The 20,235-nt window shown below is 39.5% G+C and carries 16 protein-coding genes and 1 riboswitch; of the genes, 1 reads left to right on the top strand and 15 read right to left on the bottom strand.

Features of this window, described 5'->3' with window-relative positions; translation table 11 throughout:
• Positions 1–13 precede the first annotated feature (13 nt).
• From ribE to arfA, 11 genes are all read right to left on the bottom strand, one after another.
• Positions 14–652, bottom strand: a complete 639-nt coding sequence (ribE, locus tag T356_RS0104415; RefSeq protein WP_026513453.1) for a riboflavin synthase — start codon at positions 650–652, stop codon at positions 14–16.
• Positions 637–1,740, bottom strand: coding sequence for a bifunctional diaminohydroxyphosphoribosylaminopyrimidine deaminase/5-amino-6-(5-phosphoribosylamino)uracil reductase RibD (ribD, locus tag T356_RS0104410; protein WP_026513452.1), 1,104 nt, complete (start codon positions 1,738–1,740; stop codon positions 637–639). The genes ribE and ribD overlap by 16 nt, the downstream gene beginning before the upstream one ends.
• Positions 1,741–1,844: 104 nt before the next feature.
• Positions 1,845–1,958, bottom strand: a riboswitch (FMN riboswitch).
• Positions 1,959–2,003: 45 nt separating this feature from the next.
• A complete protein-coding gene (locus tag T356_RS0104405) occupies positions 2,004–3,584 on the bottom strand; it encodes a glucose-6-phosphate isomerase (protein ID WP_026513451.1) in 1,581 nt (526 codons plus the stop codon).
• Positions 3,585–3,774: 190 nt separating this feature from the next.
• A complete protein-coding gene (locus T356_RS0104400) occupies positions 3,775–4,470 on the bottom strand; it encodes a 5'-methylthioadenosine/adenosylhomocysteine nucleosidase (RefSeq protein ID WP_026513450.1) in 696 nt (231 codons plus the stop codon).
• Positions 4,471–4,494: 24 nt separating this feature from the next.
• Positions 4,495–4,974, bottom strand: a complete 480-nt coding sequence (locus T356_RS0104395) for an S-ribosylhomocysteine lyase (RefSeq protein WP_026513449.1) — start codon at positions 4,972–4,974, stop codon at positions 4,495–4,497.
• A gap of 11 nt (positions 4,975–4,985) precedes the next feature.
• Positions 4,986–5,852 (bottom strand): MurR/RpiR family transcriptional regulator, encoded by an 867-nt coding sequence (locus T356_RS0104390; RefSeq protein ID WP_026513448.1) that lies wholly within the window; start codon positions 5,850–5,852, stop codon positions 4,986–4,988.
• A 77-nt stretch (positions 5,853–5,929) separates the two neighbouring features.
• The gene (locus tag T356_RS0104385; protein ID WP_197020872.1) at positions 5,930–7,792 is read right to left on the bottom strand and encodes an EAL domain-containing protein; all 1,863 of its coding nucleotides are present in this window, start codon (positions 7,790–7,792) and stop codon (positions 5,930–5,932) included.
• A gap of 156 nt (positions 7,793–7,948) precedes the next feature.
• A complete protein-coding gene (locus T356_RS0104380) occupies positions 7,949–9,034 on the bottom strand; it encodes an undecaprenyldiphospho-muramoylpentapeptide beta-N-acetylglucosaminyltransferase (RefSeq protein ID WP_026513446.1) in 1,086 nt (361 codons plus the stop codon).
• 98 nt (positions 9,035–9,132) lie between these two features.
• Entirely contained in the window at positions 9,133–10,227 is a 1,095-nt protein-coding gene (locus T356_RS18345) for a hypothetical protein (protein WP_035780391.1), read from the bottom strand.
• 21 nt (positions 10,228–10,248) lie between these two features.
• Complete coding sequence (locus T356_RS0104370; protein WP_026513445.1) at positions 10,249–11,772, bottom strand: MBOAT family O-acyltransferase; 1,524 nt, start codon at positions 11,770–11,772, stop codon at positions 10,249–10,251.
• Positions 11,773–11,826: 54 nt separating this feature from the next.
• Positions 11,827–13,335, bottom strand: a complete 1,509-nt coding sequence (gene arfA / locus T356_RS0104365; RefSeq protein WP_026513444.1) for an arabinosylfuranosidase ArfA — start codon at positions 13,333–13,335, stop codon at positions 11,827–11,829.
• Positions 13,336–13,492: 157 nt separating this feature from the next.
• On the opposite strand from arfA, the gene T356_RS18340 reads away from it, so the two are divergent.
• Positions 13,493–14,419: an alpha/beta hydrolase gene (locus T356_RS18340; RefSeq protein ID WP_051563140.1), complete on the top strand. Its 927-nt coding sequence runs from the start codon at positions 13,493–13,495 to the stop codon at positions 14,417–14,419.
• 21 nt (positions 14,420–14,440) lie between these two features.
• Here the strand turns inward: T356_RS18340 and T356_RS0104355 are convergent, their stop codons facing one another.
• Genes T356_RS0104355 through gyrA form a run of 4 tightly spaced genes read right to left on the bottom strand, consistent with a single transcriptional unit; the run spans position 14,441 to position 20,222 of the window.
• Positions 14,441–15,400 (bottom strand): AEC family transporter, encoded by a 960-nt coding sequence (locus T356_RS0104355; protein WP_026513443.1) that lies wholly within the window; start codon positions 15,398–15,400, stop codon positions 14,441–14,443.
• A 19-nt stretch (positions 15,401–15,419) separates the two neighbouring features.
• Positions 15,420–16,181 (bottom strand): exodeoxyribonuclease III, encoded by a 762-nt coding sequence (locus tag T356_RS0104350; protein ID WP_035780389.1) that lies wholly within the window; start codon positions 16,179–16,181, stop codon positions 15,420–15,422.
• A 1-nt stretch (position 16,182) separates the two neighbouring features.
• Positions 16,183–17,637 carry a GGDEF domain-containing protein gene (locus T356_RS0104345; protein WP_026513441.1) on the bottom strand — a complete coding sequence of 485 codons (1,455 nt, stop codon included), beginning with the start codon at positions 17,635–17,637 and terminating at the stop codon, positions 16,183–16,185.
• A 23-nt stretch (positions 17,638–17,660) separates the two neighbouring features.
• Positions 17,661–20,222 (bottom strand): DNA gyrase subunit A, encoded by a 2,562-nt coding sequence (gene gyrA, locus T356_RS0104340; protein WP_026513440.1) that lies wholly within the window; start codon positions 20,220–20,222, stop codon positions 17,661–17,663.
• Between the last annotated feature and the right edge of the window lie 13 nt (positions 20,223–20,235).

Genomic DNA, 20,235 nt, shown 5'->3' with positions numbered 1-20,235 from the left:
CCTATTATCCTCCTTAACAGAACCCCTTCTGCATTAGAAATTCCTTTGTGATACTTTCGCGATCGTTCTTTTCGCAATATTTTTTTACGTACTTACCTATGATGTCAGTTTCAAGATTTACTTCATCTCCTACTTTCCTCACACCAAGGACTGTTTCTTTTAATGTGTGCGGAATTATGGAAACGCTGAAAGATGAAGTGCTAAGCTTTGCAACCGTGAGGCTTATGCCGTCTATTGCTATCGAGCCTTTTTCAACAATTCCGTCAATAATGCCGGCAGATGCCTTTATCTCGAACCAAACAGCATTTCCGTCATTTTTTATCGAAGCTATCTTACCCGTTCCGTCTATGTGTCCTGAAACCATGTGTCCGCCAAATCTCCCTTGAGCACTCATGGCTCTCTCGAGATTAACAGGGATTTTGTTTCCTAGATTCATAAGGCTCGATCTTGAGAATGTTTCATTCATTACATCGCAGGTAAAAAAGCTGTCTGAAAAAGTCACAACTGTAAGACAGATGCCGTTTACTGCAATGCTATCGCCTATCTTTACATCCTCTAAGACTTTTTTGCAGGATATGCACAAGGTGCTTTCCTTGGCGCCTTTTGAGATGCTCTTGACTGTTCCCATTTCCTCAACTATTCCTGTGAACATTTATACTTAACCTCGCTTTCTATAAGCAGATCATCTCCGATTCGGGAGATATCGGTGACATTAAGTTCTATAGCTTCATCCGGCTCATCTATTAAAATGCCTGTTACAGGGCTTTTTCCCATTCCTCCAAATATCTTTGGCGCCATATATGTATGCACTTCATCAACTATGTGTGCTCTAAGCGCACTGTTATTAAGTGTTCCGCCGCCTTCAAGAAGTATTCCGTCAATTCCGAGTTCTCCAAGCTTTTCCATCAGGATTTTTAAATCTATTCCCTCAGAGTTTCTCGGAACATTTACTATCTTGCAGCCTTTTTGTTCATATTGGGAAAGTTTCTCTTTATCTTCTGAAGCGGTAGCTATTATTGTCTTATTTGTATCTGCTGTCCGGACAACCTTTGAATCAAGCGGTGTCCGAAGGTTCGTGTCGCAAATTATCCTGACGGGATCTCTGTGCGGCGTATCAAGACGGCAGTTTAGCATCGGATCGTCGGCAATAACGGTAGATACTCCGACCATTATTCCCATAAGTCTGTTTCTCAAGACATGTACTTCTTTCCTTGATTCTTCGCAGGTTATCCACTTTGATTTGCCTGTGTCCGTCGCAATCTTTCCATCCGCTGTCATGGCGTATTTCATGATCACGTAAGGGCGCTTTTTCAAAATATATTTATTAAAGACTTTGTTTAATGCTGTGCACTCGTCTGCAAGAACTCCCGTTACAACTTCTATTCCGTGATTACGAAGTATCTGTACTCCTTTTCCGGCAACAAGAGGATTCACATCAAGTGCTCCTACAACAACTCTCTTTATGCCTTTTTCTATGATTGCCTCGGTGCAAGGCGGTGTCTTTCCGTGATGGCAACATGGCTCAAGTGTCACATATATAGTCGCACCTTCGGGAGACTCGCTACAGTTCTTAAGCGCATTTCGCTCTGCGTGAAGTTCTCCGTATTTTTCGTGATAACCTTCGCCGATGATGATGTCATCTTTTACTATTACGGCACCTACAAGTGGGTTGGGATTAACAAAACCGGTGCCCTTTTTTGCAAGCTCTATGGCTCTTTGCATGTATAATTCGTCGTTCATTTGTGGTCCTCTGCTGTATGTGATATGTACTAAATTCAAAAAAAACTCATTAAGTACATCCCCATGACTCGCACTAAGCTTATCAATACCTCGCTAAGTGCTCTGCTCATCTTCTTCCATCCAGACTATACTGTCGGCATCGGAATCACACCGATTCTGCCTTGCGGCTCGTGGGCTATACCACCGGTAGGGACTTACACCCTGCCCTGAAGATCTTATTAAGTTACTGCTATTGTAAGCAGATTAATTCATCATGTCAATGATCAAATGTTCAAAAGCTTTGCATACTCAGTAAGAGCGCCTTCTGTCTCGTGTGCAAGAACTCTCTTTGCAAGTACCTTACCAAGCTGAACACCTTCCTGATCGAAGCTGTTGATGTTCCATACAAATCCCTGGAACATAACCTTGTTCTCAAAGTGAGCAAGGAGTGCACCGAGTGACTTAGGATTTAGCTCATCACCGATGATGATACTTGAAGGACGTCCGCCCTTGAAGTTCTTGTTAAGGTTCTCATCTTTTTTGCCACATGCAAATGCAACGATCTGAGCTGCTACGTTAGCGCAGAGTTTCTGCTGGCTTGAGCTTCCCTGGATATCAACATCATTCTGAAGCTGGCTGTTCTTGAAGCCGATGAACTGAAGAGGAATGATATCTGTTCCCTGGTGAAGGAGCTGGTAGAATGAATGCTGTCCGTTTGTTCCGGGTTCACCGAAGATGATAGGGCCTGTTACATAGTTAATAGGCTCACCGAAACGGTTTACGCTCTTTCCGTTTGACTCCATGTCAAGCTGCTGAAGATGAGCGGGGAAACGGCTAAGTCCCTGTGAGTAAGGAAGAACCGCTGTGCTTGAGTAACCAAGTACGTTGCGCTCATAAACTCCGATAAGTGCATCGAGCATTGCAGGGTTTTTCTTAAGGTCTGCATTTGCTGAAAGCTTGTCTTCTTCTGCAGCACCGTCAAGGAACTGTGCGAATACGTCAGGTCCGAAAGCAAGTGAAAGAACTGCTCCGCCAACGCCTGATGTTGAAGAGTAACGTCCGCCGATGAAGTCATCCATGAAGAATGCTTCAAGGTAGTTCTCACTCTTTGCAAGAGGAGATGTCTCTGATGTAACTGCGATCATGTGCTTGGATGGATCAAGTCCTGCCTTCCCTAGCGCATCTGTAACGAATGACTCGTTTGTAAGTGTTTCAAGTGTTGTTCCTGATTTTGAAACCAGGATAAAGATTGAATGAGCAACATCAATGCTGTTAAGTACTGCAGATGCATCATCAGGATCAACGTTACTGATGAATTTTGCTTCCATCTTGAAGTTGCCTGTTCTGTGTGCCCAGTTCTCAAGTGCAAGATACATAGCGCGAGGACCAAGATCACTTCCGCCGATACCAATCTGTACAACAGTTGTGAACTTCTCGCCCTTTGCGTTTGCAATCTCACCTGAGTGAACTTTATTTGCAAAATCTGCGATTCTCTTCTGTTCTTTTACATAGAATTCTCTTTTATCAACTCCGTCAGCTTCTACCTTGTTTCCAAGCTGTCCCCTTGTAAGCTGGTGGAGAACCATTCTCTTTTCCCCGGTGTTAATAACTTCACCGTTATAAAGCGCCTCAAACTTCTCGATAAGCTGTGTCTCTTTTGCAAGCGCATCAAGAGCATTGATAATATCATCATCAACTTCCTTGGCTGCGTAGTTGTATGCAAGGCCGGCTGCCATAGGCACTGAATACTCTTTTACTCTCTTAGCTCCGCTTTCCCCTGACATAGCTTCAACTAAATTAACGTGTTTGATACCTTCAAGATCGTTATAGGATTTAATTGTATCAAGATTGTTCCAACTAACCATTATAAAATCCTCCTGTTTGGCGCGTGAAATTGGGTTTCGCCATTCGTCTAAAGTTTATCAAAGATATTTTTTCTAATCAAGCGATTACAAAAAAAAATGACTTGGATCATGAGCGATTTTCTCATAAATCCAAGTCATTTTATGTTTTAATCTATAAGCTGTCAAAAAAGCTGATTAAATCTGCAATTTCTTAGAGCTCTGCGATTATCTCCATTACGATAGCTGCGCAGTCTTTTGCTGCCTTTGCTTCAAATGTGGGATAATCAACTTCTGCGCCTCCGTCAGCCTTATCGGAAATTGCTCTGATGATAAGGAAAGGAGTGTTGTTAAGGTAGCTTGCCTGTGCGATTGCTGCGCCTTCCATCTCTGTGCAAAGTCCGCCATGCTCTTTGATTATGGCATCCTTAACTTCGGCGCTGCTGATAAACTGATCACCACTGCAAACTCTTCCTTCGAAAACTCCGATATCGGGAGCTGCCTTTTTGATCGATGCCTTTGCCTTTTCTCTGAGCGCTTTGTCTGCTTCGAATGTAGCTGCGCCGATCTGGGGAATCTCACCCTTCTTGTAGCCGAATACTGTGACATCAACGTCGTGATAACAAGCATCTGTTGAAAGAACTATATCTCCGATATTTATATCTGCATTAAGAGATCCTGCGATTCCTGTGTTGATCACGTGTGTTACATTGAACAGATCGATAAGGATCTGCACACAGATTCCTGCGTTTACTTTACCGATTCCGCTTCTTACTACAACAACTTCTGTGTTTCCTATTGTTCCTTCATAAAACTCCATGGAAGCTTTCTTTACGGTGTTCTTTACCGTCATGTTGCTCTTTAAGGTTGCAACTTCAACCTCCATGGCACCTATAATTCCTATTTTCATATATTTGTTCTCTTTCTGTCTTAATTATTCGGGATAAACAAGGTGCTTATCCGTGATGTTATAAAGTGTGTTATCAAGATATCTCTTTGCAAGGAAGTTTGCCATTCCAAGATTCATATCAAGATAATTTCCGCAATCTCTCGGGCTTGCTCCCGGAACTTCTCCCTTGAAGTCACGGATAAACTCATACATTTTTGTGATGAGCGGAACGATATCTTTGGACTCCAGATCTCCTGCGAGAATAATATAAAAACCTGTTCTGCATCCCATAGGTCCAAAGTATATTGTCTTATCTTTGTACTCCGGATCGTTTCTTAAAAATGTTGCTCCCAGATGCTCCATTGTATGAATCTCTGCTGTGTTCATAACAGGCTCTTTATTTGGGGCCGTCATTCTAAGATCAAATGTTGTTAATGTCTCCTGCCCAACCTTGTCTTTTCTTGAAACGTATATACCCGGCTCAAGATCAAGGTGATTGACTGTAAAACTAGCTATTTTTTCCATTCTTTCTCTCCTCACTCCCACTGTGGTTCTGAAAATATCTCGTACGACAATGCAAGATACTTCTCTATATTATCATAATCACGATTTGCAATCGCGGTATATAAAGTATCTACAAGGAAAAGCTGAGCAAATCTCGAGCTTGTTATTCCACTCTTTTTATCAATCTCAGGTGAAGTTGCAAAAAGAACATAGTCGCATCTGGTTGTGAGTGCATTGTTGCCAAGCTTTGTTATCGCAACAGTTGTCGCACCCGCGTCCTTAGCGGCTGTGAAAAGCTGCATGATCTGCTTATTTCTGGCATTGTCACTAAAAAATATAGCAACATCCGCCGGTCCTATCTGTGAAACGGTCATCAGGCTAAGGTGCTGATCCTGGTTAAATACAACATTATAATGGATTCTGAGCAACTTGCAATAAAGGTCATAAGCAGCAAGTCCTGCCGTACCTACGCCAAATATCTGTATCTGCTTGGCATTGATTATCTTATCTACAGCATCATTAAAAGTGCCTGCATCGAACAATCTGTACGTTGTCTGCACAGCCTGTACGCTTGTAGCACAGATGTTATCTGCAATAGACTGAAGTGATGTATACTCATTGACATCCTTAAATGAAATCTTAGGCCCTTTATCGGCTACGGTAAGTGACGAATTCGCCTCTGTATAATATGCATTTTTGAGGTCTTTCAGACCATCATAACCTATAGCCTGTGCAAAGCGTGTCCACGCAGCCTGCGTAGTACCCGACAAACGCGCCAGATCTTTGATAGGATACTGGAATAGATCATCCTTCCTCTCGAGAATATAATCCGCAACTTTCTTTTCTGATGAAGGTAGCGCATTGTAACAACTTTTTATTCTCTCGCTGACAATATTCATATAGAATGCCTCCATTTTTAATTGCACTTTATAAGTATAACGTAATTGAGGTTATATTGAAATAATTTTTCACAAACTCAATCGTTTTTTCCTTTTTCCAGAAACTCTGAAAGCTGGTCTATCGGAATGGGTTTTGAATATTTATAACCTTGCAGATATTTTGCATACATGCCTTCGCATCTTATCTGATCCGTATCATCTTCTACGCCTTCATACAAAATGTCATAATTCATATCTTTAAACATGTGCGCCATGTAAGTAACCATCGTCTTTGACTTATCGTCTGTACCGCTGGCAATCACAAGCGAACGGTCAAATTTGATTATGTCAAACGGAAGCTCCATTATCCTTTCCATATTTGAGTAACCTGTTCCAAAATCGTCAAGGTAGAATGTTATTCCGCTTTCCCTTAGCTCAAACAATTTCTCTTTAAGAGTTATAAAGTCTTTTTCATTCTGACTTTCCGTTATCTCTATTGCCACTTTATCAAACGGAATCCGCTCATTGCGTATTATCTTGGTTATACTCTCGCAGAAATTCTCTTCTTTTATGTCCAGCATAGAGAAATTGACTGATATTCGCTTGAATATATATCCGTCATCCATAAGTCTCCTTATCTCATTACAAGTCTTTGAAAAGATAATAAGACTCAGCATATGTATATAATTATGTTTTTCAGCAATGGGGATGAATCTGTCCGGAAATACCATTCCAACTTTATCAAGCCTTAATCTCATAAGTGCTTCTGCTGTATCATATTTCCCCGTCTCCAAATTAAGTATGGGCTGACAATATACCAGTACTCTGGGATCATGAAGGTCTTTTCTTTTGTTAATGTCCTCAAGTTGCTTGACTATATATCTGTGACTACTGTATTTTTCAATATCATCTGCATTGATGTAATGCATTTCATTATGGGACATTCTGTTTTCTACATATTCGGTAAGTCTTATATAATCCTCGTATTTGTCGATACCTTCAAAGTCTTTTAATATCACTATTTTGTAATCATATCTGTATGTCTCATACTCTTTTTGGAAGACATCAAGAAGCTTGTTGGCTTTTGCTTCATAGTCGGGATTTAGATCAATACGTACCGATAGCGCCATTTTTCCTTCTCCTAAAAGAAACAGTTTTGCACCTTTAAACGTATAGGTACAATGTTCTCTGATCTTATCCCTGATTTCCTTTGGATATTTATACTGCTTATTTTCCAGATTTATCAGATGAAGGAAAAAGACAAGGAGCTTTTCTTTTTTCTTTATTGCACTTTCAATATTTTCATTGAAGGAGTCCGCATGAAGTGAGCCTGTTTCCAGGTCGTACGGGTTGGAATGTACCAGATACATTATCGCTATTGCAGGGAAAATCAGTGTTGCCATGGTAAACGATCTTTGAAAATATCTGACCTGATTAAATGTAACTACCAAAGATATTAGCAAAATGGCATAAAAAGCTTTCACTACAGGTCTGTACATGTGCTTACCATAACGAATAAGGACATACACTATCATGGAAGCCAAAGACAAATACCCGCTTAACGTAATAAGCCGGCCTGTCTGTATATTCTCATGATTGATAACATTAAAGCCGAACCCAAATATCATTCCAAGCAGATCTACACATACAAAAATGGAAAAAAAACCAACAGCAAGATAGTCAATTTTCCGCCCAACAGACTCACTGAGCTTCATTTGACTTTTTATGTAAAAAAGATATAGTGCAAGCACTAAAGAAACAGAAAAATGATTTATATATTTAAGTAAATAGACAATTATTTCAGAATGTTCATCAATATTTTTGAGGCTTTGATTAAATAAAATATTTGATACTGCTGCTATTAATATACACAACAGTATCACTTTAAATACCTTAAACTCTTTACTTTGTATTATATATGTTACACGGATAAGTATTGCCATGACAATTACAATCACCATGACAATAATATCTCCGCTAGAGCTATATCCATTAACATAAGATGTTATATCGATCATTTTCGTACCTCAACCGAAAACTATCCTTACCATCTTATGATACCCCTTATGGAAAAAATACATATAAAAAGCGTATTAATATTTGATAAATTATTTCATTCACTGAATTTTTAATTCATTATCAATAAGTCCGACTATTGTATCTGTCGCACTGTGAAGATTACTGTTGCTCATGTTCTCTATGAATTTTGCACGATTCTCATAGAGATCTTCTATTGTTTCAACAAGAATGTCTTCATCAAGATCGTCATTGTCGATAACGAGTGAGAATCCCTGCTGTTCAAAAGATCTTGCATTGAGCATCTGATCTCCTCTGCTTGATTTTGTTGAAAGAGGAATCAGAATATTGGGCTTTTTAAGTGCAAGCAGCTCACAGATTGAGTTTGCACCTGCTCTTGAAACAACAATATCTGCCATTGCAAAAATATCTTTAAGTTCATTTTTTACATATTCAAACTGCTTGTATCCGGGAAGAGTGAGCTTTAAGTTATCCATCTTCTCTTTTCCGCAGATATGAACAATGTTAAAGTTGGGCAATAATCTGGGAAGAGCATATCTCACAGTCTCATTTACAGACTGTGCTCCCAAGCTCCCGCCGATTACCATAAGTACCGGCTTGTCGTCTTCAAATCCGCATACTTTCTTGCCTTCAGCGGCATCTCCCATTCCAAGCTCATCTCTTATGGGTGTTCCGGTAAGAACTGCCTTTTCTGCAGGCAAAAGTCTCATTGTCTCAGGGAAATTACAGCATATCTTATTGGCTCCTGCCATGCTGAGTTTGTTTGCAAGTCCCGGTGTCATATCGGATTCGTGTACGATATATGGAATCTTAAGTGCTCCTGCCGCTCTTACTACAGGCACACTTACAAAGCCTCCTTTTGAAAAAACTATGTCAGGCTTAATTTTCTTTAAAATCTTTTTTGCTTCTGCAAATCCTTTTAATACTCTAAAAGGATCCGTAAAGTTTTTCGGATCGAAATATCTTCTGAGCTTTCCTGTTGCTATACCGAAATAAGGTACGTTATAGTCCTCAATAAGCTTCTTTTCTATTCCGTTATATGAACCAATGTAGTAGATTTCATATCCTGCTTTTCTAAGTGCGGGTATAAGCGCAATATTGGGAGTTACATGTCCTGCGCTTCCGCCTCCTGTAAGTACTATTTTCTTTGTAACAGACTCACTCACGATTATTCCTTCTTCCGTAAAAAAATTCTTAACTATGTGCAGTTAGTATACCATCTTTTTATAAATTAAACTACATTAACATAAAAAACTTATATTCCTTATTCCGTCTCGTCGTAAACAAAGCGTCCCTCTGCTTCATAAGTCGGCATTATCGTCTTAACTATCTTTTCAGATAATCCTTTGACTTCATAGAGTTTATCCACATAATTGCTCTTTGTAAGTTCGTTTTTTCCTTCAATCATCTTATCAAGCATGTACTTGTTTATTTCAGGTGAAAAATGTATTGAATCCATGTAATGATCAAGGTTTGTCACGATATCTTCTTCACCCTGGAAACAGAAAACTCTCACGTTGTCATACTTAAGCAGTTCTTCCGTCATCATAATCTCACTGTAGATAAACGCATCACGTTCTCCCGACCTGTACGCTCCGTCCCACCAAAGCATGGAATATGCGGGGTAAAAGAAAATGAACTGTGTATCGGGATGCTCTTTTACTTGCTTTGTTAGTAACTCGATGTTTTCTTTTACTTTATCTTCATGCGTATTTTTATCAAGCATCGGATCTGCTTTTTTTTGTCTGAAATAAATTGAAAGCGTCTGTTCTGCACTAAATACTTTCCATTTCGCCCAGTTATAGGAAAGTCCTTCGTCGTAATCCCCTTTAAATGAGTTTGCAACCTGATAGGGAATCTTTTCAAATAAAACGTCCTTGTTAAACAAATAATTCACGTCATTTATAGGATTCTTATCATAAAGATACATGGGGCAACCCGTTGACTCATAGGTTGTCTGCGCATCTGCGACAAGCGATGACGGATCTATATTGTAAAAAACGTACTTTAGATCATGCTTCTCGTAAGCAATATCCATAAGATAGCATAAATCCGCTGTTGCACCGTAAGATCTTATAGCTTTTACGGATTTTACCCCGTATGCCTCATCATACCACGCATTGTTATTGTTCTCCATGACTGAAGATCCGACTATAAGCGCATCATAGTCAAAGTTTCTCAGTGTACCAACGCACTGGTATTCCTTGTCATTTAATACTGCCTTAAGTCCGCACCACGGCTTGTGATAGTGATAGAACGGGTCAAAAAAGAAGACTGTTCCTGCAATAGCCAATAGCACCGCAAGTGTTGCTATGATAAATCTTTTTATGAAATTATTTGATATGCTTTCTTTTTCCATATTTCTTTTATCTGATAAAAATTAAAACTGAAAATATATGAATGTACTTACTGCTGACAAAGATACAAATGACCACAGGAAAAGAACCGTGATTCCTATAAGTGTCTTTTTGTCAAAAGTCGTCGCTTCTATTATTTCTTGTGTATTTTTCCTTGTTATGATATATCCGCTTACCACAAGATATATCACCATAGTAATCATATAAACTACATTTTCATTGATTCCTCCCATCTGTGACAGGAACTGTCTGAAAATGTAGTTCTCAGCTATATCAAGGTTCGAGGCTGTTCTTGTAAGAAATCCGGGATAGGTAAAAAAGAATAGTCTTCTGAACATTGCCAGAGCTTTTTCCACAGATTCCGATCTGAAGAACACAAGTGAAACCACAAATGCCGTAAATGTAAGTGCTCTTCCAAGAGCTCTTGGGATTACAAGGAGTGGTTCTTTTCTAAAAAGAAATTTGCCTTCTTTTTCCACACTCACAATTCCGAGATCATCCCATACTACAAGAAGTCCCTGCATAAGTCCCCAGCATACATATGTCCAGCCCGCACCGTGCCACAATCCGCTGAGTATGAAGACTATAAGTACATTAGCTATCGTGCGGTATCTTCCTTTTCTGCTTCCTCCAAGCGGTATATAAACGTACTTGATAAAAAAGCGAGACAAAGTCATATGCCATCTCTGCCACAGCTCTTTTGCGGAAGCTGCCTTATAAGGCGAATTAAAGTTTGTCGGAAGCTTGTATCCCAGCATGAGACTTATTCCGTTTGCCATGTCGCAATATCCGGAAAAGTCAAAATAAATCTGAAATGTATAAGCAAGCATAACAGCGATAACTGTCAGTGTGTCCAGATAATATGTCTGCTCAAAGCCGTAATTTACAACTCTTGAAATGATATCGGCGAGAAGAACTTTCTTGGAGAGCCCAATCACAAATGACATAAGTCCTCCCGCAAATTTTACGGAGTCGTATGTTCTTAAGGACTTATCTCTAAACTGCTCTATCATCTCTTTGTGGAAAGCGATGGGGCCCTGAATAAGTTTGGGAAAATATACGGTATAGAGCGCATACTCAATGAAGCTGTAATGCGGCGCCTCATTATTGGTTCTGTCGACGATATAAGAGATCTGTCCAAAGGTAAAAAAACTTATACCTATGGGCATTATTATCTGTTCGACCGTTATACCTGTTTTGAAAACAGCATTGAGATTGTCGGCGAAAAAGCCAAGATATTTAAAGTAGAATAGGAGTCCTAAATTAAATAGCACTCCTATTGTCTTTATTAGCTTTTTATATAAATTGTTCTGAGCGGTGTCTCTTGAATCTATCTCGTTAACAAGCACGCTTAATGCGTAGTTGACGCCGATACTTATTGCAAGAATGATCAAAAAGTTTACGCCAAAAGTGTAATAGAAATACAATGACATAATAACAAGTAATGCATCTGCCAATGTATACTTCTGCAATCTGTTGAGTGAATACCAGCCAAACAACAGTATCGGAAGAAACACCAATATAAATGTAAATGAATTAAAACCCATTACTACTCTCCATTTTCTTACATCATAGAGAGTATAACATATTGTGAAAGAAAATTATAATTTAAGTCTTATAACGTTCCAGCTCTTTGCGGGAAGGGTTGTCTTAAGTACTCCGCTTTCTGTTGATGCAGCACTTGTGTTGTCTGAGAGCTTTACTTCTTCAGGATTCTCTGCTGTATTTCCTGCCTTAACGTCCTTATGAGTAAGTACGCTGTGCTCAACAACTTTGTAATCTGCGAACTGTCTGAGGTCGCAGGTAAGTTCGAAGTCCTCTTCAAGATTTTTATTTACTGCAAATACTGTAAGTGCTCCGTTTTCCTCATCGCTTACAACTACAGAATCAACATAGGGAGCATCTCCGTGCTTTGACTCATATGTGGGTACCTTAACGATAGTATTGAGAACCTCGCCTCTTCCGTATCTGCTTGACTGCATGAACGGATAGAAGATTGTATGCTTATATACTCCGTCATCTGTTGTTGTAATGGGGCTCAATACGTTTACAAGCTGTGCAAGACAGGCAATCTTTACTCTGTCTGCATGCCTTAAAAGTGTTATCATCATGGAGCCCACAAGGAGCGCATCTTCAAGGTTATAGTCCTCTTCGAGCTGATGAGGGTGTTCAGTCCATTTCTCAAGCTCAGCATCTTTTTTCTTTGAATGATACCATACATTCCACTCGTCAAAAGAGAGGTTGATCGTCTTATCGGATCTCTTTGTAGCTTTTACACAGTCACAAATGCTGACAACGCTCTGAATGAACTTATCCATTGATACGCTGCTTGCAAGGAAGTTCGGAGTGTTGTCCTCTTCGTTGTCATAATATGTGTGAAGTGAGATGTAATCGACATTATCATAGCTATTCTCAAGTACGACTCTCTCCCACTCGCCGAATTTAGGCATTCCGATTCCTGAAGATCCGCATACTACGCACTCTATCTCGGGATCGATCATCTTCATAAGGTGTCCCGCACGTCCTGCCTTAAGTCCGTATTCCTCAGGTGTCATATGTCCTATCTGCCAAGGTCCGTCCATCTCATTTCCAAGACACCAAAGTTTTATCTTGTAAGGATCTTTTACTCCATGCTTGATTCTAAGGTCACTGTAATATGTGCCTTTCTCAATGTTGCAATATTCAACTACATTCTTGGCATCTTCGATTCCTCTTGTTCCGAGGTTGATCGCATACATTGGCTCTGATCCGACTTTTTTACACCAATTCATAAATTCATCAAGTCCGAATCTGTTGCTCTCAATCACTCCCCATGCGGGCTCAAGTCTTGCAGGTCTCTCATCTACAGGTCCTACGCTGTCTTCCCACTTAAACGCAGAGACAAAATTTCCGCCGGGATATCTGACAATCGGTACATCAATTTCTTTTACCAGTTCGATGACATCTTTTCTAAAGCCGTTCTCATCAGCGAATTTATTGCCGGGCTGATATATTCCTTCGTAAACCGCTCTTCCCAGGTGCTCTATAAAAGATCCGTAGATTCTCTTATCAACCTTTCCTACGGTAAAACTTTTATCTATGCACAATGTTACTTTGTTTTCTTTTCCCATTTTACTTTCTCCTAAAATATTTTATATTTATATAAATATAATATTCCATTCTTTGCAAAAAGAAAACCGAAAAATGCGTTTATTTGTAAAAAAAATGATAATATATATTGGAGAGGCTTAATAATGCCTTAAAAACTATAGACACGAGGTGTTTTTAATGAGCAAAAAGAATTCTGTTGTAAAACTCGGCATTTTATCCGCAATTCTAGGTGGAGCATATGCTCTTACAAATTATATCTACAAGCTTACATCTGTTCCTGTTCAGCACACCGACGAAAGTCCCGATTACGATAAGGCTGTTACAGCGGGAAGAATGTTTATCAGAAATCATAAGAACAAGCAGGATATGTATATAGACAGTATCGACCAGCTTAAGCTGCACGCTACTTATATTCCTACAGAAAACAATTCTCACAGATATGTTATCCTTGTTCACGGAATCAAAGATAATCACGAATATAACGGTATTTATGCTCAGTATTATCTTTCACTTGATGTAAATTGTCTTCTTCCGGATCTTCGCGGATTTGGTAAGAGCGAAGGCAAATATGTCGGATATGGCCTTGATGACAGGCTTGATATTATGGAGTGGATTTACTGGATCATAAAAAGAGATCCTCAGGCTTCCATTCTTCTTCACGGAATGTCCATGGGTGCTGCAACGGTTCTTATGACCACAGGTGAACATCTTCCTGCTAATGTAAAAGCAGCTATTTCTGATAGTTCATACTCAACTTTGAAGAAGCAGTTTGCAAAAACATACAAGACTATGAAAGGTGCGATTCTTCCGGCATCTCTGGTTGTTGCAATAGCAAGATTTATAATATTTATTCGTTCAGGATTTGATATTAATGACGTCCGTCCTTTGGATGCCGTAACAAAGTCAAAGACACCCACTTTATTTATACACGGAGATGAAGATTCGGTGATCGATCCTTTGATGTGCTCACGTCTCTACGAGGCCGCAAAATGTGAAAAGCAATATTGCATGATCCTCGGTTCGGAGCACATTCGCGGAGTCGTTACAGATCCAACAAATTATTGGGGAAAGATCAGATCTTTCCTGTCAAAGACAGATTTTTAATTGATTTAATTCTTCGTTCCTTTAGATTATTCCTAAGGAACGAAGAATATAGAGCCAAAACGTGAGGGAAAATGAGCATCCAAAGGTAGTCATCATGATTATACTGCTGCTCAGAACTCCCTCGTGGCCCATATTTTTAGCCATAATATAACAACTTACGGTAGTTGAAGAGCCAAGCATTATAAGTATCGCAACGATCTGTTCTCCGGCAAATCCAAGACTTACCGCTATGGGCAGGAACACTCCTGCAAGAACAAATAATTTTATAAACGAAGCAATGAGCGCAGGTTTTATTTCCTTAAGCGCTTTTTTTATGTCAAAAGATGCTCCCATAGACATAAGCCCCATGGGAGTTGCAAGTCTGGCAATATTCTCAGTAAAGTTCTCAAATATTACAGGTCTTGGTATTCTGAACAATGACCATATAAGTCCAATTGCTATTCCAATGATTATTGGATTCTTGGCTATTCCGACTGCAGTCTTTTTTATAAGCTCGTTCTTATCATCTGTTTCACTTTCAGTTTCTGCAGTGAACATCAGTATTATAACTGCGAAGATATTGTAAAGAGGGACACTTCCAAGTATCATAAGCGGTCCCATTCCTGTACTTGCATCGCCGTAGATATTGTGGATAAATGCAAGTCCAAGTAGTGCAGCACTGCTTCTGTATGCGCCTTGGATGAATTCTCCTCTTTTTCCCTTCTCTTTTATCAAAGCACGAGAAAAAACAGATATAACTCCTATACTTGTTATTGTCACAAGAAAGCAGAATAGTACGAATTTTCCATTCCATGTTCCCTTAAAATCCTGATCTGCAAGGTCTACAAAAACCAGCACGGGGAGCGCAATCTTAAAAACAAATTTGTTCATCCACGAAGCTGCTTTATCATCTATAAATCCTATTTTATTCAGGAAATACCCAAAGATCATCAAAAGAAAAACAGGAAATGTTGCATTTAAACTAAAGATCAAATTATTCATTATTTGTTTCTAATGCCCTTTATTTCAGTATAAGTCCAACAGGACAATGATCCGATCCAAGTGCCTCGCTGTAGATTTTGGCATCTTCCACCATAGGCATGAGTGATCTGGATACAACAAAGTAGTCAATACGCCATCCGGCATTTTTTTCTCTTGCATGGAACCTGTATGACCACCAGGAATAAGCTCCCTCAAGGTCAGGATAAAAATGTCTGAAAGTATCCACAAGGTCTGCTGCAAGAACATTATCAAACTTTGCTCTCTCTTCATCTGTAAAGCCAGCATGTCCTCTGTTTGTCTTAGGATTCTTAAGATCAATTTCCTTGTGGGCTACATTCAAGTCTCCACAATAAATTACAGGCTTTGTTTCTTCAAGCTTTTTGATGTACTTAAGAAAATCGTCTTCCCAAACCTGTCTGTATTCAAGCCTTGAAAGGTCCTCTTTTGCATTAGGAACATAGACTGTAACGAGATAGTAGTCTGCATACTCGGCAGTAATGACTCTTCCCTCGTGGTCATGTTCTTCTATTCCAAGTCCGTATGTAACAGAGATTGGCTTTTCTTTTGTAAAAATAGCTGTTCCGGAGTAGCCCTTTTTCTCTGCATAGTTCCAATACTCTTCATATCCGGGAAGGTCCATTTTAATCTGTCCTTCCTGAAGCTTTGTCTCCTGAAGGCAGATTACATCCGGTTGTTCTTTATCCATAAAATCCTGAAAGCATCCCTTTGAAACGCATGCTCTCAGTCCGTTGACATTCCATGATACAAGCTTTAATCCCATTTTAGAAATTTCCTTTTACTCTCTGCAAACTTTCATCTGTTTCTTTTAGCATTTCTCTAAGTGAAAGATTATCTTCATAGCTAAATTCACAAACTGAGTATTGCAGGTAATTTATATATCTTTTTGATCTTTCAAGAAGTGCGGCATTCTGAGATGACATTTCTTCTCTAAATGTTTCTGCCGTTCCCTCTTCTGAAGATACTGAAATGGCTGCAAATTCATCACCGCGAATTCTTCCGTATACACAGCCCTTAAATACATTATCCAGTATTTCGGATACTTCTCTTACTGCCTGATCTCCTTCATTGTGACCGTATACATCATTTATCTTCTTAAGCGAATCCATCCTGATGTACGCTACAACTGCATATTTACCGATACCAAAGTTTTCTTTGAGATAATCATATGCCTTGGAGAAAAATCCTCTTCTGTTAAGACCGCCTGTGAGATAATCCTGTCCACCGATATGATCCAGTACAGAATCGTCTCTTGCAAGTTCTTCCTGAACTTCAAGAAGATCTTTTCTTGTCTTTTCAAGTTCGTTTTCAAGGTATGAAACTCTTGAGCTGATAGTAGCAAGCCCAATAAGACTGTCAAAATAATTGTCTATAAGTATCCTTGGATTAAACTCAGTGATCATAAGTCCAATCTGATATTCACAAACAAATATATTGCTGGCAATAAGAACCTTAGGTTTATCATTTTCAAAAACAGACAATATCTTATCTGTTTCTATCTCGGCTCCCTTGTCGCCAGCAATCTCTTTTCCATCCACAACAACACTCTTCATGCTGATTTTCTCAGGGAATACCCATGGATGTTTAAAGGTATTTCTTATTTTTTTGTCATAAAGGAAAAGACCACAATTCTGTACTCCAAGTTCCCCGTTTATCTCGCTAAACGATCTGTATAGTCCGTCAACTTCGAACTTTCTGTTAAACAGTCTTGTGCTTATCTCAGAAATAACTGACAGAGCCTTTGATTCAGACTCTTCTATGAATGAAAAAACACAAGGAGCTTCCTCTACGGAAAGTCCCCCTGTTTTTACATATGACACTGCATCACAGATTGCCTGGTATCCCTGTTGTTCAAGATGTCCGTGATCGGACATTACTTTCTTTGAAGCCACATATCCTTCCTGCTCCGTAAGAGTAAGAAATGGGATGTCAAAAAAGCTCTTTAACAGAGCTTCTTTTTTCAAAATGGCAACATTCTTACCAATTCGCTCTATATCAATAACAAGCGCGTCAAAACCTAGCTTTGCGGCATAGTCAAAAAGAGCTGTGTTCTGATATCTGTAAGGATGCTTTTCATCAACATCATCGTTGTTAAAAAGATATTTTCCCGGCAGGATGACAAGGGTTATCCCCTTGTCAATTGCCGCTTTATTTGCACCTATACAGATTTTTTTTACTTCTTTATCCTCTAGTTCAGAGATTACCAGTCCGATTTTCATACTTCCCCCACACTCGAAATATATTAAACGTCTTCTTCGATTTCTCCGTCGTTTACTTCGTCGATATTATCGAGTTCTTTGTCTCCGTCAGAAATTTTTTCTCTGACTTTGGCAATTTTTGCTACTGTAACTCCCTTGTCGAGATTTATCATCTTAACACCGGATGTTACTCTTCCGTGTACGGTTATCTCATCCATACGAAGCTGTATAATGATTCCGGCATTTGTGATCATCATGATCTCATTTTCTGCATTAACTGCCTTAACACCTACAACAGCTCCTGTTTTCTCGGTTATCTTATAGCACTTTACGCCTTTACCGCCTCTGAACTGGTTATTGAACTCACTTAAAACTGTTCTCTTTCCGTATCCTTTTTCAGAAACTATAAGAAGCGAATCGCCCTGAGTATTAAGCTGCATTCCGACAATCTCATCTGTATCGTCGAGAGTCATTCCTCTGACACCCATTGATGATCTTCCGGTTGCTCTTACATCTTCCTCATCAAAGTGAATGCACATTCCGTTCTTTGTAACAAGAAATACTTCAGCGCCCTTTTGAACACTCTTTACTTCAATAAGCTCATCATCATCTCTGAGGTTGATTGCTGCAAGTCCTGTCTTTCTGACATTTACGAAATCAGTTATAGGAGTTTTCTTTACAGTACCTTTCTTAGTTACCATAAAGAGGCTCTTATCCTCATCTTCAAATCCCTTAACAGGAATCATTGCTGTAATCTTCTCTCCCGGAGCAAGCTGCAAGAGATTAACAATAGCCATTCCTCTTGATGTTCTTGATGCTTCAGGAATCTGATAAACTTTAAGTCTGTATACTCTTCCCGTGTTTGTGAAGAACATTACATAGTTGTGAGTGGTTGTCATAAGGATATCTTCCACAAAGTCATTGTCGATTGTGGTAATTCCTTTTATTCCCTTTCCTCCACGGTTCTGAGCTTTAAAGTTATCAATTGACATTCTCTTTATATATCCGAGATTTGTCATTGCAATTACTGTATTTACATTAGGAATCAGATCTTCCATGTCGATATCGGAATCATCATGTCCAATCTGTGATTTTCTGTCATCACCGTACTTATCGGAAATCTCTGTTATCTCTTTCTTGATAACTCCGAGAAGTACTTTTCTGTCTGCAAGAATAGCTTTTAATTCCTCAATTTTCTTAAGGAGTTCAGCATGTTCCTGTTCAAGCTTGTCTCTCTCCAAACCTGTGAGAGTACGAAGTCTCATATCAACGATTGCCTGAGCCTGAACATCTGTAAGACCAAAGCGGGCCATGAGTTGTTCCTTAGCAAGAGCAACTGTTTCACTGCCTCTTATGATCTTGATTACTTCATCAATATTATCAAGGGCAATAAGCAATCCCTGTAAGATATGATCACGCTCTTCAGCTTTGTTAAGATCATACTTTGTTCTTCTTGTTACTACATCTTCCTGATGAGCGATGTAATGTTTAAGCATCTCTGTGATGCTCATAACCTTAGGCTGGTTATTTACAAGCGCAAGCATGATGATTCCAAATGAATCCTGCATCTGTGTATGCTTATAAAGCTTATTGAGCATGATGTTAGGGTTAACATCGTTTCTAAGCTCAATAACAACGCGCATACCTTCTCTGTCGGACTCATCTCGAAGTGCTGTTATTCCGTCGAGCTTTTTAAGCTTAACAAGCTCAGCAATCTTTGAGATCATGTTTGCTTTATTTACAAGGTATGGAAGCTCTGTAACTACAATTCTGTTCTTGCCGTTCTGCATAGGCTCGATATCGGTTACGGCTCTTACAATTACTTTTCCTCTACCTGTTCTGTAAGCTTCTTCTGCTCCTCTTGTTCCAAGGATTATTCCTCCTGTAGGGAAATCGGGAGCTTTTACTATTGAAAGAATTTCCTCGATATCTGTTTCTCTGTCTTCAAGTACACGGTTATCGATCATCTTAACAACCGCAGCGATTATTTCTCTTAAGTTGTGAGGAGGAATGTTTGTTGCCATTCCGACCGCGATACCTGTTGTTCCGTTTACCAGAAGGTTAGGATATCTACTGGGGAGAACTGAAGGTTCTTTTTCTGTATCATCGAAGTTTGGAATGAAGTCTACGGTATCTTTTCCTATATCCGCAGTCATCTCCATTGCGATCTTTGTAAGACGTGCCTCAGTATATCGCATAGCGGCAGCGCCGTCACCGTCAACAGAACCAAAGTTTCCGTGACCGTCAACAAGACAGCATCTCATTGACCAAGGCTGTGCCATATTAACGAGAGCTCCATAGATAGAGCTGTCACCGTGAGGATGATATTTACCCATTGTATCACCGACAATACGCGCACACTTACGGTGTGGCTTGTCGGGACCGTTGTTAAGTTCGATCATTGAGTACAGAATTCTTCTCTGTACCGGTTTAAGACCGTCTCTTACATCAGGAAGCGCACGTGATGCAATAACGCTCATGGCATAGTCAATGTAATCCGCTTCCATTGTCTTCTGAAGGTCTACTTCCTTTATTCTGTCAGTAGTAACTTTATCAAAAACGTCATCTGACAATTCGTTGTTGTTATTGTTATTATTTTCAGCCATTTCTTTTCCTTTT

It is taken from the genome of Butyrivibrio sp. LB2008, assembly GCF_000621565.1.
GTDB lineage: Bacteria > Bacillota > Clostridia > Lachnospirales > Lachnospiraceae > Butyrivibrio.
The sequence above is the reverse complement of the archived record's forward strand: the minus strand, read 5'-3'. Positions and strand labels throughout refer to the sequence as shown.

What these genes read in the sequence shown, in the direction of transcription:
- ribE (WP_026513453.1), bottom strand. Translation starts at nt 652, where the DNA reads ATGTTCACAGGAATAGTTGAGGAAATGGGAACAGTCAAGAGCATCTCA.
- ribD (WP_026513452.1), bottom strand. Translation starts at nt 1,740, where the DNA reads ATGAACGACGAATTATACATGCAAAGAGCCATAGAGCTTGCAAAAAAG.
- T356_RS0104405 (WP_026513451.1), bottom strand. Translation starts at nt 3,584, where the DNA reads ATGGTTAGTTGGAACAATCTTGATACAATTAAATCCTATAACGATCTT.
- T356_RS0104400 (WP_026513450.1), bottom strand. Translation starts at nt 4,470, where the DNA reads ATGAAAATAGGAATTATAGGTGCCATGGAGGTTGAAGTTGCAACCTTA.
- T356_RS0104395 (WP_026513449.1), bottom strand. Translation starts at nt 4,974, where the DNA reads ATGGAAAAAATAGCTAGTTTTACAGTCAATCACCTTGATCTTGAGCCG.
- T356_RS0104390 (WP_026513448.1), bottom strand. Translation starts at nt 5,852, where the DNA reads ATGAATATTGTCAGCGAGAGAATAAAAAGTTGTTACAATGCGCTACCT.
- T356_RS0104385 (WP_197020872.1), bottom strand. Translation starts at nt 7,792, where the DNA reads ATGGTGATTGTAATTGTCATGGCAATACTTATCCGTGTAACATATATA.
- T356_RS18345 (WP_035780391.1), bottom strand. Translation starts at nt 10,227, where the DNA reads ATGGAAAAAGAAAGCATATCAAATAATTTCATAAAAAGATTTATCATA.
- T356_RS0104370 (WP_026513445.1), bottom strand. Translation starts at nt 11,772, where the DNA reads ATGGGTTTTAATTCATTTACATTTATATTGGTGTTTCTTCCGATACTG.
- arfA (WP_026513444.1), bottom strand. Translation starts at nt 13,335, where the DNA reads ATGGGAAAAGAAAACAAAGTAACATTGTGCATAGATAAAAGTTTTACC.
- T356_RS18340 (WP_051563140.1), top strand. Translation starts at nt 13,493, where the DNA reads ATGAGCAAAAAGAATTCTGTTGTAAAACTCGGCATTTTATCCGCAATT.
- T356_RS0104355 (WP_026513443.1), bottom strand. Translation starts at nt 15,400, where the DNA reads ATGAATAATTTGATCTTTAGTTTAAATGCAACATTTCCTGTTTTTCTT.
- T356_RS0104350 (WP_035780389.1), bottom strand. Translation starts at nt 16,181, where the DNA reads ATGGGATTAAAGCTTGTATCATGGAATGTCAACGGACTGAGAGCATGC.
- T356_RS0104345 (WP_026513441.1), bottom strand. Translation starts at nt 17,637, where the DNA reads ATGAAAATCGGACTGGTAATCTCTGAACTAGAGGATAAAGAAGTAAAA.
- gyrA (WP_026513440.1), bottom strand. Translation starts at nt 20,222, where the DNA reads ATGGCTGAAAATAATAACAATAACAACAACGAATTGTCAGATGACGTT.